Source organism: Bradyrhizobium sp. B025, assembly GCF_042257955.1.
In the GTDB taxonomy this organism is placed as follows: Bacteria; Pseudomonadota; Alphaproteobacteria; order Rhizobiales; family Xanthobacteraceae; genus Bradyrhizobium; species Bradyrhizobium diazoefficiens.
Genome location: NZ_CP170150.1, coordinates 509517 through 523562, shown reverse-complemented (window position 1 = coordinate 523562; position 14046 = coordinate 509517). Strand labels below are relative to the sequence as shown.

Annotated in this window: 15 protein-coding genes and 1 tRNA gene; 4 read left to right on the top strand and 12 right to left on the bottom strand. The window is 66.3% G+C overall.

Annotated features, from left to right (window positions below; genetic code table 11):
- The 3 genes from ACE10W_RS02410 to ACE10W_RS02400 all read left to right on the top strand — a co-directional run bounded on the left by ACE10W_RS02410 (nt 1) and on the right by ACE10W_RS02400 (nt 1924).
- The gene (locus tag ACE10W_RS02410) at nt 1-918 is read left to right on the top strand and encodes a PHB depolymerase family esterase (RefSeq protein ID WP_304550627.1); all 918 of its coding nucleotides are present in this window, start codon (nt 1-3) and stop codon (nt 916-918) included.
- Nucleotides 919-1050: 132 nt separating this feature from the next.
- A complete protein-coding gene (locus tag ACE10W_RS02405; RefSeq protein WP_011083946.1) occupies nt 1051-1401 on the top strand; it encodes a RidA family protein in 351 nt (116 codons plus the stop codon).
- A 157-nt stretch (nt 1402-1558) separates the two neighbouring features.
- Nucleotides 1559-1924, top strand: a complete 366-nt coding sequence (locus ACE10W_RS02400; protein WP_304550624.1) for a nuclear transport factor 2 family protein — start codon at nt 1559-1561, stop codon at nt 1922-1924.
- Between the two features lie 76 nt (nt 1925-2000).
- Here ACE10W_RS02400 and ACE10W_RS02395 read toward each other — a convergent pair whose 3' ends face one another.
- From ACE10W_RS02395 to ACE10W_RS02345, 11 genes are all read right to left on the bottom strand, one after another.
- Complete coding sequence (locus ACE10W_RS02395) at nt 2001-2849, bottom strand: amidohydrolase (protein ID WP_304550622.1); 849 nt, start codon at nt 2847-2849, stop codon at nt 2001-2003.
- Between the two features lie 3 nt (nt 2850-2852).
- A complete protein-coding gene (locus tag ACE10W_RS02390; RefSeq protein ID WP_304550620.1) occupies nt 2853-3830 on the bottom strand; it encodes an aldo/keto reductase in 978 nt (325 codons plus the stop codon).
- Between the two features lie 99 nt (nt 3831-3929).
- Nucleotides 3930-4862 (bottom strand): sugar-binding protein, encoded by a 933-nt coding sequence (locus tag ACE10W_RS02385; protein WP_028172796.1) that lies wholly within the window; start codon nt 4860-4862, stop codon nt 3930-3932.
- 94 nt (nt 4863-4956) lie between these two features.
- Complete coding sequence (locus ACE10W_RS02380; RefSeq protein WP_304550617.1) at nt 4957-6039, bottom strand: ABC transporter permease; 1083 nt, start codon at nt 6037-6039, stop codon at nt 4957-4959.
- Nucleotides 6039-6797: an ATP-binding cassette domain-containing protein gene (locus ACE10W_RS02375; RefSeq protein WP_011083940.1), complete on the bottom strand. Its 759-nt coding sequence runs from the start codon at nt 6795-6797 to the stop codon at nt 6039-6041. Before ACE10W_RS02375 ends, ACE10W_RS02380 begins: the two co-directional genes overlap by 1 nt.
- A gap of 12 nt (nt 6798-6809) precedes the next feature.
- Entirely contained in the window at nt 6810-8132 is a 1323-nt protein-coding gene (gene xylA, locus ACE10W_RS02370) for a xylose isomerase (protein ID WP_028172794.1), read from the bottom strand.
- Nucleotides 8133-9587 (bottom strand): xylulokinase, encoded by a 1455-nt coding sequence (xylB, locus tag ACE10W_RS02365; protein WP_028172793.1) that lies wholly within the window; start codon nt 9585-9587, stop codon nt 8133-8135.
- Nucleotides 9588-9664: 77 nt separating this feature from the next.
- Nucleotides 9665-10708 (bottom strand): LacI family DNA-binding transcriptional regulator, encoded by a 1044-nt coding sequence (locus ACE10W_RS02360; RefSeq protein ID WP_304550613.1) that lies wholly within the window; start codon nt 10706-10708, stop codon nt 9665-9667.
- 101 nt (nt 10709-10809) lie between these two features.
- A complete protein-coding gene (locus tag ACE10W_RS02355) occupies nt 10810-11274 on the bottom strand; it encodes a GNAT family N-acetyltransferase (protein ID WP_028172791.1) in 465 nt (154 codons plus the stop codon).
- A gap of 2 nt (nt 11275-11276) precedes the next feature.
- The gene (locus ACE10W_RS02350) at nt 11277-11789 is read right to left on the bottom strand and encodes a GNAT family N-acetyltransferase (protein ID WP_304550611.1); all 513 of its coding nucleotides are present in this window, start codon (nt 11787-11789) and stop codon (nt 11277-11279) included.
- Complete coding sequence (locus tag ACE10W_RS02345; RefSeq protein ID WP_063921603.1) at nt 11789-12370, bottom strand: helix-turn-helix domain-containing protein; 582 nt, start codon at nt 12368-12370, stop codon at nt 11789-11791. Before ACE10W_RS02345 ends, ACE10W_RS02350 begins: the two co-directional genes overlap by 1 nt.
- Nucleotides 12371-12545: 175 nt before the next feature.
- On the opposite strand from ACE10W_RS02345, the gene ACE10W_RS02340 reads away from it, so the two are divergent.
- Nucleotides 12546-13538 carry an alpha/beta fold hydrolase gene (locus tag ACE10W_RS02340; protein ID WP_161533057.1) on the top strand — a complete coding sequence of 331 codons (993 nt, stop codon included), beginning with the start codon at nt 12546-12548 and terminating at the stop codon, nt 13536-13538.
- A gap of 89 nt (nt 13539-13627) precedes the next feature.
- On the opposite strand, the gene ACE10W_RS02335 is transcribed toward ACE10W_RS02340, so the two are convergent.
- Nucleotides 13628-13701, bottom strand: a tRNA-Gly gene (locus tag ACE10W_RS02335).
- Between the last annotated feature and the right edge of the window lie 345 nt (nt 13702-14046).

Genomic DNA, 14046 nt, shown 5'->3' with positions numbered 1-14046 from the left:
GTGCGGCGGTGGATGCATATCGGGGCGCTTCTCGCGGGCTTCGCCACCGCCCCGGCTGCGTCCGCCGACACCATCGACGTCAACGGCGTGATGCGGTCCTACACCGTGCAACTGCCGGCCAAGCGACTTGTCCCGCTGGTGGTCGTGCTGCATGGCAAGACCCAGCGCGGCGCCGACATGGTCGCGCGGACGGCGTGGCCGCAGGTCGCAAAGCGCGAAGGTTTCGCGGTGGTCTTTCCGGATGGGCTCAACCATGCCTGGGCCGATGCGAGGACGAAGGCGGGACCCGCGCTCCGAGGCCCGCCCGAGGGCACCGACGACGTCGCCTTCATCGCCAAGCTCGTCGAGAAACTGGTGACGAACGGCACGGCCGACCCTGGCCGCGTCTATGTCGCCGGCATCTCCAATGGCGGCGCCATGGCGATGACGCTTGCTTGCGCCCGCGCCGATCTGTTTACGGCAGGCGCGAGCGTGATCATGAACCTCACCGATGAAGCCGCGGTCACGTGCCATCCGTCGCGGCCGCTGCCGATGCTGATCATGAACGGCACGGCCGACCCGCTGGTGCCCTACGAGGGCGGACGCGGATCGAGCTATTTTGCCGCGGAAGGGTTCTGGTCGACCGAAGAGACGTTTGCCTTCTGGCGCAAGCTCAACGGCTGCGAGACCGATGATGCCAACGTGACTGAAATGCCCGACAGGGCACCCGCGGACCAGTCCACGGTCACGCGGATCTCCTCGCGCTGCCCCAGGGGGCACGACGTCGTGCTCTATCGCGTCAACCATGGCGGCCATCGCATGCCCGGCTTCGCGCCGGATGCCCGCTTCCCCAAGGTCGCAACCAGCCTGCTCGGGCCTCAGAACAGCGACATCGACGGCGCCGAGACGATCTGGACGTTCTTCAGTCAGTTTCCGTAGGGAACGCGTGCAACGCCCACGACACATGCGCCACGGGCAACGCATGCGTGCCTGGCAACGCATGCGTGCCTGGGGTGGCTGAGCGCGAGGTGCTGGGCTAGACAGGGCCGCCATTCCACCAGGAGATCCCAAATGAGCATTCAGCGTTTTGAAACCGGCCCGCGCATGAGCCAGGTCGTCGTGCACGGCAACACCGTCTATCTCGCCGGTGTCGTCGCGAGCAAAGCCGCCGGCGAAAGCGTGACGAAGCAGACCCAGGACATCCTGGCGACGATCGACGGCCATCTCGCCAAGGCCGGCACCGACAAGTCGAAGCTGCTCTCGGCCACGATCTACATCACCGACATGAAGACGTTTGGCGAGATGAACGCGGTGTGGGACGCCTGGGTCTCCCCCGGCAACACCCCGGCCCGCGCCACCGTCGAGGCCAAGCTGGCAGCGCCGCAATACACCGTCGAGATCATGGTCACGGCCGCGAAGTAACCTTCGCGAACAATTCGCCTGCGACCGAAGCGCGATGAGAACATCATCGCGCTTCATTTTTTTGCGCACGCCGATGACCTCTGAGGTAATCGATCGGTGTGCGCGAACCTTCGATAGTGGCGATCAGCCGAACACGGCGTCATCGAAGGAGCACCCCATGACCGACCACGTCACCATTGCCCGCCGCTACATCGAGCTCTGGAACGAGCGCACGACAAACCGCCGGCGCGAGCTGCTGAGTCAGAACTGGACGGCGGATGCGAGCTATGTCGATCCGCTGATGAAGGGCGACGGCCAGGACGGCATCGACGCGCTTATATCAGGCGTGCAACAGCGCTTTCCCGATTTCAAGTTCAAGCTGCTCGGCGAGCCCAACGGCTACGGCGATCATCTCCGCTTCAGCTGGGGCCTTGGCCCCGATGGCGTCGACAGCCCGATCAAGGGCACCGATTTCGCCGTGCTGAAGGACGGGCGCATCAGAAGCATCACGGGATTTCTGGACCAGGTGCCCGCGGGCGCGTGAGGGGCGAGCGCAGCCTCAAGCTCCGTCGTCGTCCCGGCGCAGGCCGGGACGACACCTTGGTTGGGGCGAGCTCGGCTTAAGCAATCGCTAGCCGATACGCAGCCTTCGCATTCATCCCGAACGCCTTGTCCCGCGCGCCCGGCCCGAGCTTCGCCAAACACGCCTCCAGCGCGCCCTTGATCTCGGCATAGCTTCCCGCAAGCAGGCACACCGGCCAGTCGGAGCCGAAGATCAGGCGATCCTCACCGAAACATGTCGCGGCGTGCTGGACGAACGGCAACAGCCGCTCCGCATCCCAATCATTCCACTTCGCTTCCGTCGCGAGCCCGGAGATCTTGCACCAGACATTGCCGCAAGCGGCGAGCGCCTCGATGCGATCAGCCCATTCGGCGCTTCCGCCGGAGGCGATCGGCGGCTTGGCGGCATGGTCGAGCACGAAGCGCGCATTGGGAAAGGCCTGCGCGGTTGCGATCGCCGCCGGCAATTCGCGGGTGCGGACGAGGAAGTCGTAAGTGAGATCGCGGACGAACAATGCGGCAAGCCCGCGCCGGACGTCCTCGCGGAGAAGCCAATCTGGATCGGCCTCGTCGTGGACCTGGTGGCGGATGCCGACCAGCTTGTCGCCGCCCGGCGCGGCGCCCAGCCGGTCGAGCGTGTCGCCAAGCGCGCCATCGGTCAGATCGACCCAGCCGACGACGCCGACGACAGAGGGCGTCGCATGCGCGATGCGCAAGAATTCCTCGGTCTCCTCCAGCGCGGAACGGCACTGCACCACGATGCTCGCGTCGATGCCATTCGCCTTCAACAGCGGCGCGAGATCGGCGGGGCCGAAGGCACGGCGGATCGGCGCGAGTTCGGGCGCGTCCATCCAGGGATAGTCGGCGCGCGCCGGATCCCAGAAATGCTGATGGGCGTCGATCACCATGCCCTACACTCCACCCGGCAGCGGCGCCCGCGCGTCGACGAGCTTCTGCGCACGCAGCTCCTGCCAGAAGGCCGGCGGCACCGGCGCCTGCGACATCGCGATGTTGTCGGCGACCTCGCCGGCATTGCGCGCGCCCAGCACGGCGACCGTCACGGCCGGATGGGCCATGCAGAATTGAAGCGCGGCGGCCTTCAGCTCGGTGCCGTGCCTGCGGCAGAGCTCGTCGAGCTCGAGCGCCCGCGCGATCAGCGCCGCGTCGGCGTCCTGATAGTTGAACTTCGCGCCGGTGTGCGGGTTGGCCAGAATGCCGCTGTTGTAGATGCCGCCGAGCAGGATGCCGATGTTCTTTGCCTGGCAGACAGGAAACAGCGCATCCAGCGCGCCCTGGTCGAGCAGCGTGTAGCGGCCGGCGAGCAGGAAGCAGTCCACCCGCACAGTTTCGGCAAAACGGACCAGCATTTCCGACTGGTTCATGCCGGCGCCGATCGCCTTGACCGTGCCCTCCGTGCGCAGGCGCTGGAGCGCGCGGAAGGCGCCGGCGACGGCGTCGTCATAATGATCGTCGGGATCATGCACGAGCAGGACATCGACGCGGTCGAGCCCGAGGCGAGCCAGACTCTCCTCCACCGAGCGCATCACGCCGTCGTAACTGAAATCGAACACCGGCCGTTCGCGCGGCGTGCTCTTGTAATGTTCGTCCTCGGCGGCAGCGCCATCGCCCGAGCGCAGCAGGCGGCCGACCTTGGTCGAGATGACGTAGGAGTCACGCGGCTGTTGCCGCAGGAATGCGCCGAGCCGCCGTTCCGCCAGGCCAAAACCGTAGAGCGGCGCGGTGTCGTAGAAGCGGATGCCGGCCGACCAACCCCGCTCGAGCGTCGCTTGCGCATCGGCATCGCTGACGGGGGTGAACAATCCGCCGAGCGGGGCGGAGCCGAGGCCGATTGAGGTGACGTCGAGAGAGCCGAGCCGCGACCGTTTCATTCCAAATTTCCTTCCGGCAGTCCAAATCATCTCTCCCGCTTGCGGAAACCGCAAGCGGGAGAGGCACGCAGGAGCAGGAGTGCGGGGCTGGCGGCGCTCCTACTTCAGCATCTGCGCAACGTTGTCCTTGGTGACGAGATCGAGGCCGGTATAGACGATCTCCGGCACCTTCTCGCCCTTCTTGATGGCGAGCAGCGTGTCCATCGCCTTCTCGCCCATCTCGAACGGTCGCTGGCCGACCAGCGCATTGGCATAGCCGTCGCGCAGCAATTCGAGCTGCATCTTCAGCGTATCGGCAACGACCAGCGTGAACTTGCCGGAATCGATGTCCTTCTTGTTCCTGCTGGCGAAAGCCTTGAAGCCTTCGGGGGCAAACATCGGCCAGCCGCCGATGGGAACGATGGCGGCGAGATCGGGCGTTGCGGTGCGCATATCCGTCATCTGCTGGACCGCGAGTGCCGGATCGTCGTTGCAGAAGGTCGGCGAGCCCGCGACCTCGGTCCATTTCGAGCCCTTCAGCGCCTCGCGGACGCCATCGACGCGCTCGGCAAGGTTCTTGGCACCGGGGCCGCCCGAGACCATCGCGTACTTTCCGCCGTCAGGCCGCATCTTCACGAGTTGCTTGCCGAGCGCGACGCCGAATTCCTTGTTGTTGGTGCCGATATAGGCGATGCGCTTGGATCCCGGTGCATCGGCATCGAAGGTGATGACGGGGATGCCCGCCGCGGTCGCCGCCTCGATCGACTTGGTCATGGCCGCGACGTCGGCGACCGAGATGGCGAGGCCGTCGACCTTCTGGGTGACGAAGTCCTGGATGATCTGCGCCTGCGTCGCCGGCTCGTGCTCGACCGGCCCTTTGTAGACGCACTCGATATTGCCGAGTTCCTTGGCGCGCTTCAGACAGCCGTCGCGCGCAAAATCGAAGAACGGATTGTTCATCGCCTTGGGCACGATCACGAAGCGATAGTTCGCAGCGAACGCCGGCGTCGCCATCAGCGCGACAGCGATGCCCGCAAGAAGAAGTTTCCTCATCGTCTCCTCCACCCTTCTTTGGCGCCTGTCCTCTCAAGTTCGTCCGGGAAGCGGACAGGCGGCATTTTCGTGGTCCTCCCGAACGACGTCACTTTCAGATCATCCGCGAGCGCACACGATCGACCAGCACGGCCAGGATGATGATCACGCCCACCAGCGTCTGCTGCCAGTAGGAGCTGACCTGTGCCAGCACGAGACCGTTGCGGATCACTTCCAGCAGCACGCAGCCGACAATGGCCCCCAGCGGCCCGCCGATGCCGCCGGCAAGGTTGGCGCCGCCGATGACGGCCGCCGCGATCACGTTGAGCTCGTAGGAGGTCGCCATGTTGGCGGGTGCCGATCCGAGCCAGCCGGAGATGATGATGCCCTGGAGGCCTGCGGCGAGCGCGCAGAGCACATAGACCTCGATCTTCACGCGCACGACCGGGATGCCGGTCAGTTCGGCCGCCTTCTCGTTGCCGCCGAGCGCGAAGACGTGGCGGCCGAACGAGGTGTGGTGCAGCACCACCGCCATCGCCAGCGCAAGGACCACGAGATAAATGAACGGTACGGGCACGCCGAGCACGTCGCCCGAGGTGAGCGCGTAGAAGTAATCAGCGTCAGGCCCGCCAGGAAAGCTGCCGCGCCCGTTGGAGACGACATAGCCGAGCCCGCGCACGATCGAGAGCATGCCGAGCGTGGTCACGAACGGCGACAGGCCCAGCACCGCGATGCAGAAGCCGTTGACGAGACCGGCGATCAGCGCGACGCCAAGGCCCGCGACGACGGAGATCAGCAGGATCAGGCCGGGGACATTGGCCAGCACCGTCTTGCCGTCGGCCGCCATATGCACGAAGAGCGAGGCGCCGAGCCCGCCCGGCGTCGACAGCTCGGTCATGACCATCGAGGTGATCATGGCCGAGAAGCACATCATCGAGCCGACCGAGAGATCGATGCCGCCGGTGATGATCACGAAGGTGACGCCGAGGGTGGCGATGGCGATGAAGGAAAAATTCTTCGCCACGTTCTGCATGTTGCCCTGGGTGAAGAAATACGGGCTGGCGAAATGCATGATCACCAGCAGCACGGCCAGCGCGAGCAGCACGTAGCCGGTCTGGGAGGCGAAGATGCCGCGCTGCCACCACTTGATCTTGCCGATATTGGAGAAGGTGATCGGGGATTCCAGGGGCATGGCCATCACGCCGCCTCCTTCGCGCCGGTGATGAGGGCAGTGACTTCCTCGGGGGACGTCGCCTGAATCGCCTTGTCGGCCCGCTTCTCGCCGCGGCGCATGACGATCACGCGGTCGCACACGGCGAACACGTCGGGCATGCGGTGCGAGATCAGCATCACGGCGACGCCCTGCTCCTTGAGCCGGTGGATCAGGCTCAGCACCTGCTCGACCTGGCGGACCGAGATCGCGGCGGTCGGCTCGTCCATCATCACCAGCCGTGCATTGGAGAGCCGCGTCCGCGCGATCGCGACCGCCTGGCGCTGGCCGCCCGACATCTGCTTGACGAGGTCGTCGGGGCGCGTCTCCGAGCGCAACTCGCCGAACAATTCCAGCGCGCGCGCCGCCATCGCCTTGTGGTCGAGCAAGGCGAACGGGCCGAATTTTCGCTTCAGCTCGCGGCCGAGGAAGACGTTGGCGGCCGCGGTCAGATTGTCGGCCAGCGCAAGATCCTGATAGACGACCTCGATCCCGACCGTGCGGGCATCGACGGGCCGGTTGAAATGAACCGCGCTGCCGGCAAAGCGGATCTCGCCATGGCTGGGGCGGAAATTGCCCGCGATGATCTTGACCAGCGTCGACTTGCCCGCGCCGTTGTCGCCCATCAGGCCGACCACCTCGCCGGGGAAGACCTGCATGTCGACGTCATGCAGCGCGCGGATCGCGCCGAACTCCTTGCCGATGCCGGAGAGTTGGAGCACCGGTGTTGCCTCAGCACTTGTCATCAGCGGCCTTCCTCAGACATAGCGGTTGACGAGGGATTCCAGATATTCCTGCCGTCCCGAGCGTGGCTGCGGGTCGAAACCGGGGCCGAGCGCACGATCGGCGAGATCGGCGAGCGAGCGCTGGCCGCCGAGAATGGCGCGGCCCTCGGAGCCGGCCCATCCCTCGTAGCGCTTGTCGAGCGGTGCGGTGAGGGCGCCGGCATCAAGCATGTCGGCGGCGGCAAGGAAGGCGCGCGCGCAGGCATCCATCGAGCCGACATGGGCGTGGATCAGATCGTCGGGGTCGATCGACTGGCGCCGGATCTTGGCGTCGAAATTGAGCCCGCCGGACGTGAAGCCGCCGCGGTTCAGTATCTCGTGGAACACCAGCGCCAGCTCCGGCACGTTCATCGCGAACTGGTCGGTGTCCCAGCCGAGCAGATCGTCGCCGCGGTTGACGTCGAGCGAGCCGAAGACACCGAGCGCCTCGGCGAGCGCGACCTCGTGATGGAAGGAATGGCCGGCGAGAATGGCGTGGTTCTGCTCGATGTTGAGCTTGACGTCCTTGAGCAGGTCGTAGCGCGCGAGGAAGCCGTAACAGGTGGCGACGTCGAAATCATATTGATGCTTGGTCGGCTCCTTCGGCTTCGGCTCGATCAGGATCGGGCCCTTGAAGCCGATCTTGTGCTTGTGCTCGACGACGAGCGAGATGAAGCGGCCGAGCTGGTCGAGCTCGCGCTTGAGATCGGTGTTGAGCAGCGTCTCGTAGCCCTCGCGGCCGCCCCACAGCACGTAGTTCTGGCCGCCGAGCCGGTGCGTCACCTCCAGCGCGGCGCGGACCTGGCCGGCGGCATAGGTGAAGATGTCAGGGTCCGGATTGGTCGCGGCGCCCGCCATGTAGCGGCGATGCGTGAACAGATTGGCGGTGCCCCAGAGCAGCCGGACTTTGGCCGAGGTCATCTTCGCTTCGAACAGATCGGCGATCGCGTTGAGGTTGGCGACCGACTCCGCGAGCGAAGCACCCTCCGGCGCCGCATCGACGTCGTGGAAGGTGAAGAAGGGCACGTCCAGCAGCCGGAACAGCTCGAAGGCGACATCAGCCTTGGCCCGTGCCTGCGCCATCGCGTCGGTGCCGCGATGCCAGGGCCGCAGGAACGTCTCGCCGCCGAAGGGATCGCCGCCCGGCCAGCAGAAGGAGTGCCAGTAGCAGACCGCAAAGCGCAGGTGATCCTCGAGCCGGCGGCCGTGGACGAGGCGGTCCTTGTCGTACCAGCGGAAGGCGGGCGCTTGTCCGGCATCTTGGCCGGCGAAGGCGACAGGCGTGCTTTCCTCGAAGAATTTGGCTGACACGTTCACTTAAGCGGACTCCTTCAACGCGGGATAAAGCGCGCGCCAGCGGCGATAGGCCTCGTCATAGGCGGCGGTCACGGATGCGCGGGGTGCGAAACTCGCAAGCCGGCGCGGGCGCGTGCAAACTTCAGCAGGATCTTCACCGGTGGCGGCAAGGCGTCCGAGCCGCGCGGCGCCGAGCGCGGCACCCACCTCGCCTTCCTCGACGCGGTGGACGGTAATGCCGAGCACGTCGGCGCAGATCTGGGCCCAGAGCGGCGAGCGCGAGCCACCGCCGACGAGATCGACTTCCACGATCGGCCCGCTCGCCGCGCTCAGTGCCGCCAGATTGTCGCGCGCGGCAAAGGCGACGCCTTCGAGCACGGCCTGCACGATCTGGCCGCGCCCGGTCGCGCCGCGCAGACCGACGAAGGCGCCGCTGGCGGCGGCGTCGTTGTGCGGCGTGCGCTCGCCGTCGAGATATGGCAGGAATCTTATCGGGCTCGGCCCATCGACGCGCTCGCCGAGCGGCGCCAGCAGCGCGGCGGCCGGCGTCTCCATCACGCTCGCGAGCCAGGCGAGCGAGGCCGCCGCCGACAGCATCACCCCCATCTGGTGCCACAGGCCGGGTAGCGCGTGGCAGAACGCATGCACGGCTGAAGCCGGCGCCGGCGCAAAGCGGTCGGTGACACGGAACATCACACCTGACGTTCCCAGTGACAAAAACGCATCGCCGGGCGCGATCGCGCCAAGCCCGATCGCGCTGGCGGCGTTATCGCCGGCGCCGCCCGCGACCACGACATCCTTTGCCATGCCCCAGCGCTGCGCGAATTCCGGCGCGAGCACCGCGCTCACCGCGCTGCCCTCGACGAGGCGCGGCATGTGGTGGAGATCGAGGCCGGTCGCATGCAGCAGCAGCGCCGACCAGCGGCGCTGGCCGACATCGAGCCACAGCGTGCCGGCCGCGTCCGACATGTCCTCGACCATCTCGCCGGTCAGCCGATAGCGGACATAAGCCTTCGGCAGCAGCACCTTTGCGACACGCGCGAAGATCTTTGGCTCATGCCGCGCGACCCAGAGCAGCTTCGGCGCGGTGAAGCCGGGCATCGCGAGATTGCCGGCGATCGTGTGCAGCGACGGACAGCGCCGCTCCAGTGCGACGCATTCGGCCTGCGAGCGGCCGTCGTTCCAGAGGATGGCGGGGCGCAGCGGCCGCCCATCCTCGCCGAGCAGCGTCGCGCCATGCATCTGGCCGGACAGTCCGATGCCAGCGACCCGCGCGACTTCGCGCGGATGGCGGGATGCGAGATCATCAACCGCACCGGTCGCCGCATCGACCCAGGTGTCGGGATCCTGCTCGGACCACAGCGGCGCCGGATGCGACAGCGCAAGCTCGCGCGCCGCCGTCGCGACAACCGCGCCGGCATCGTTCACGAGCACCGCCTTCACACCGGACGTGCCGATGTCCAATCCGAGATACACGCCGTCCTCCCTTTCGCCTGTCGCCGTGTGCGATCTTGCGTCGCCTTGCCCGCAACGGGCCGTTCGATCCGCTGCCGCTAAGGCAGATTGTCCCGCATCACGATGTCGATCCTGATCTTCTCCTGTTCGTGCAGGATGGGCTCGCCACGGGCGAGCGCGAGCAGCACGCGCACGGCGGCGCGCGCCTCATGTCCCGGATTCTGCGAGATCGCGGCATCCATCACGCCCTGCAACAGCAGCCGGCGCGTCAGCGCCGTGACGTCGTGCCCGACGAACACCACCTGCTTATCGCGGCCGGCATCGCTCAACGCCTTGGCGACACCTTGTGTGCCGGCGCCGACATTATAAAGGCCGACAATGTCAGCATGCCTGCCGAGCAGCCGGGCCAGAACCTGTTCCGAACGTTCGTCCTCGTCGCGCCCTTCCAGCACCGGCAGCACGCTGAGACCGGGGAATTCCGCCGCCATCACCTGATTGAAGCCGAAGATGCGCTCGGCATGGTCGCGCAGGCCCTGCGAGCCCGCGACGATCGCGACCTTGCCGGAGCGCCCGCCGACCAGCCGCCCGACCAGCGCGCCGGCGGTGCGCCCCGCCGCGATGTTGTCGATGCCGACATAATGGTGGCGGCGCGACGACGGCACGTCCGAGACCAGCGTCACCACCTTGGTGCCGGCATCGACGAGATCGTTGATCGCGGCGCGGACGCCGGGATGATCCAGCGCCACCACGGCGACGCCGTCGAAATCGCCCGACAGCGCCTCAAGCGAGGCTGCGAGCATGGAAGGATCGAACACGTCGGTTGCGACCATCTCGACACCGAGGCGGCGGGCCGAGAGCCAGGCCGACATCTCGCCGAGATAGGCCTCGATCTGCTGCATGAACGGGTTCGGCCCGAACGGCATCACGAAGGCAAAGCGGCGGGCGCGGCCGCGGGCGAGCTCTGCGGCGGCCACGTGCGGCTGGAACGCGTTGCGCTCGATCGCCGCCTTGACGCGCCGGACCGTATCGGGCCGCACGCCCGGGCGGTTGTGCAGCACACGATCCACCGTCGCGAGACTGACGCCCGCCTCGCGGGCGATGTCCTTCAGCGTCAGCGCGGCGGCGGTGAGAGTATCGGCCATGGCTGAAGGCTAGCAGAGGTTTTTTGAGGTACGCAACTCATTTTGAGGGGCGCGAAAGAATTTTCGGCCCCCGGTTGCACTGCGGCAGTCGGCCGGAGAGCTCAGCGGCCGCTCAGATCCAGCGTCAGAAACAGGCTGTTGCGGTCCTCGACATAGCCCTCGAACGGGCCGCAGAGGACGAAGCCATGCGCCTGGTACAGCGCGTGGGCCGGCTTGAAATAGTCCCACGAGCCGGTCTCGAGGCTGAGCCGCGTCAAGCCCCGCGCGCGGGCTTCACTGATGATGTGGCGGAGCATCTCGCGACCAAAGCCGCGCCGCCGCGTGGTCTGCAGCGTGTGCATCGACTTGACCTCGCCATGGGTGGCCGAAAGCGTCTTCAGCGCGCCGGTGACGACCAGCGTCTCGCCGTCCCAGCCGGTCCAGAACGCGACGTCGCTCGCGCGAAGGCCCGCCAGATCGAGCGCATGGGCGCTGCCCGGCGCGGTCTGCGCCCGCGCCGCCGTGACGTGATGATCGAGCAGCGCGACGACGCGCGGATCGAAAGTGTCGCCGGGACGGATCTGCATCGTCACGGCCTCACTCCGCTTGCAAGCCGCATCTGCATGAGGACCATATCGAGCCAGCGACCGAACTTGCAGCCGACCTCCGGCATGCGACCAACCTCGGCAAAGCCGAACGAGGCGTGCAGCGCGATCGAGGCGGAATTCGAGGCCTCGATCGCGGCGACCATCGTGTGCTTGTTCAGCGCCGTGGCGCGCTCGATCAGCGCTACCATCAGGCCGCGGCCGATGCCCGCGCGATGATGCCGCTCGTCGACATAGACGGAATTCTCGACCGTGTGGCGATAGCCGGGCCAGGGACGGAAATCGCCGAAGGACGCGAAGCCAACCACATCCCTGCCCTTCATGGCGACCAGAACAGGATAGCCGGCTTCCCGTCGCGCGCGGATCCACGCGCGCCGCGACTCGAGATCAACCGGACCGTCGGTCCAGACCGCCGTGGTGTTGATCGCGGCATGGTTGTAGATGGCCAAAATATCTTCGGCATCCTCCAGCGTGGCGTCCCGCACGATCAGCGACATCACATTTTCCCGTAAGAAGTGCCGCGCCGCGTGATGATGACGTAGCGCGCGTCCTGTCTGGTTTCGTTCTCGAAGGTCACCGCACGCATCACGTCGAAGTCGAGACAGTCGCCATCGCGCAAGCGAACCGTCTTGGCGTCGATATGCACGCAGACCGCGCCCTCCAGCATCAGGAGCTGCTGGGTGAAGGCGTTGCGGCCCCAAGGGCTGTAGGAGACGCGCGCGCCGGCCGGCAGGTCGACGACGATGATCTCGATGCCGCTTGCCGCATCCGGCGGCGAGGCATGGCGCCTGCGGTAGCCGCTGTCGGGATCACGCCAATGCGGCTGGTCGGCAAGCCGCATCAGCCGCTCCGGCGGCTTCTCCGCGAGTGCGACGACGTCGCTGAGCGTGACGTCGAGCGCCGCGCAGAGCTTGTTGAGCAGCGCCGCCGTCGCACTGCTCTGCGCCCGCTCCACCCGCCCGATCATGGCCCGGCTGACGCCGGAGCGGCCTGCAAGTTCGTTCAACGTCATGCCCGCCTGCGTCCTCAGGGTCTTCAAGCGACGACCGATCGCACGGTCGAGTTTCTGCTGGTCCATGGTCTTCATCCGAACATTGCCCGGCCACAGACCGCACCACCCATCAGGGTGAGAGGGAGCTTAGCGCGGACGGAGGCGAACGCCGTGAGCGGCAGTCTAATATATTAGAATCTTCGCAGAGCTCGTAGGGTCGGTTAGGATGCGCCCCAATCACAAATGATCCGGAGGCGACGAGATGGGCGAGCCAACGCAACGGACGATCAAGGCCAACGGTATCAGCCTCAACGTCGCCGAGCAGGGCAAGGGGCCGATGGTGCTGCTCTGCCACGGCTTTCCGGAAGGCTGGTACTCCTGGCGGCATCAGCTCGAGGCGCTGGCGGCGGCCGGCTACCACGCGGTCGCGCCCGACATGCGCGGCTACGGCAAGAGCGACCGGCCCGAGGCGATCGACCAGTACACGATCCTCCACATGGTCGGCGATCTTGTCGGCGTACTCGACGCCCTCGAGGTGAAGGACGCCGTCATCGTCGGGCATGACTGGGGCGCGACGATCGCCTGGCACACGGCGCGCCTGCGGCCCGATCGCTTCCGCGCCGCCGCGATCCTCAGCGTGCCCTATCGGCCGCGAAGCGAGGCGCGGCCGACGAGTGTCATGCCGCAGACGGCAGATGCGCAGTTCTACCAGCTGTATTTCCAGGAGCCGGGGGTCGCCGAAGCGGAGTTCGAACGGGATCCGCGCGCAACGCTCGGCGCCATGCTCTTTGGCGGTTCCGGCGAAGGGGCGGCGGCGATCCGCGCCAACGCCGAGCGCGCCGGCAGAACCGTTGGCGTCGGCATGGTCTCCCGCAAGGACGGCATGTTGCCGAAGGTGCAGGTGCCGCTGCCGTCGTGGCTGAGCGCCACCGACCTCGACTATTACAGCGCCGAATTTGCCCGCAGCGGGTTTCGCGGGCCGCTCAACTACTACCGCAACATCGACCGCAACTGGGAGCTGATGGGGGCCTTCGAGGGCGTGAAGGTGGTGGTGCCCTCGCTCTTCATCGCCGGCGACCACGACATGGTCATCGCCTTCCCCGGCGCCGCCGAGCACCTCGCCAACATGAAGCAATTCGTGCCGCAGCTGCGCGAGATCAAGATCCTGCCGGGCTGTGGACACTGGACGCAGCAGGAACGGCCGGCCGAGGTGAATGCTGCGATCGTCGAATTTTTGCGGAGCCTGCCAGGTTAGCACCCTTCTCCGCTAAAGCTTCGAAGGGCATCCTGCATCGCGTTGCCGAAGAATGGAAATCCTGCGAAGCGCGTTCGCGCGAAGCAGGATGGAGCGGGCGAAGGGAATCGAACCCTCGTATGCAGCTTGGGAAGCTGCCGTTCTACCATTGAACTACGCCCGCAAATCGCTTCATTTTCAATCGCTTAGATCGATTCGCGATTTTCGATCATGTGGCCATCGTGTGGCCGCCAATCTGCCCTCACCATACATCCCCGATCGGCCGGATCAAGGCCGCGACGGAAACGGGAACGGCTGGACGGTGACAGACGTTCAAACTATCCGTAAAATAACGGTTGCCCAGGTGTTGCAAATGTGCAACTGAGCACAATATTTTATTTACCGATTCACGACACTCTAGGGAACTGCAACCCGAGATGGTACCCAGATCGAATCCGGGGGAATTTCATGTTTGAAGCCATTACAGTTGCGAGCATAGCTGGCGGCGTCTTAGGCGCGGTGGCCGGAG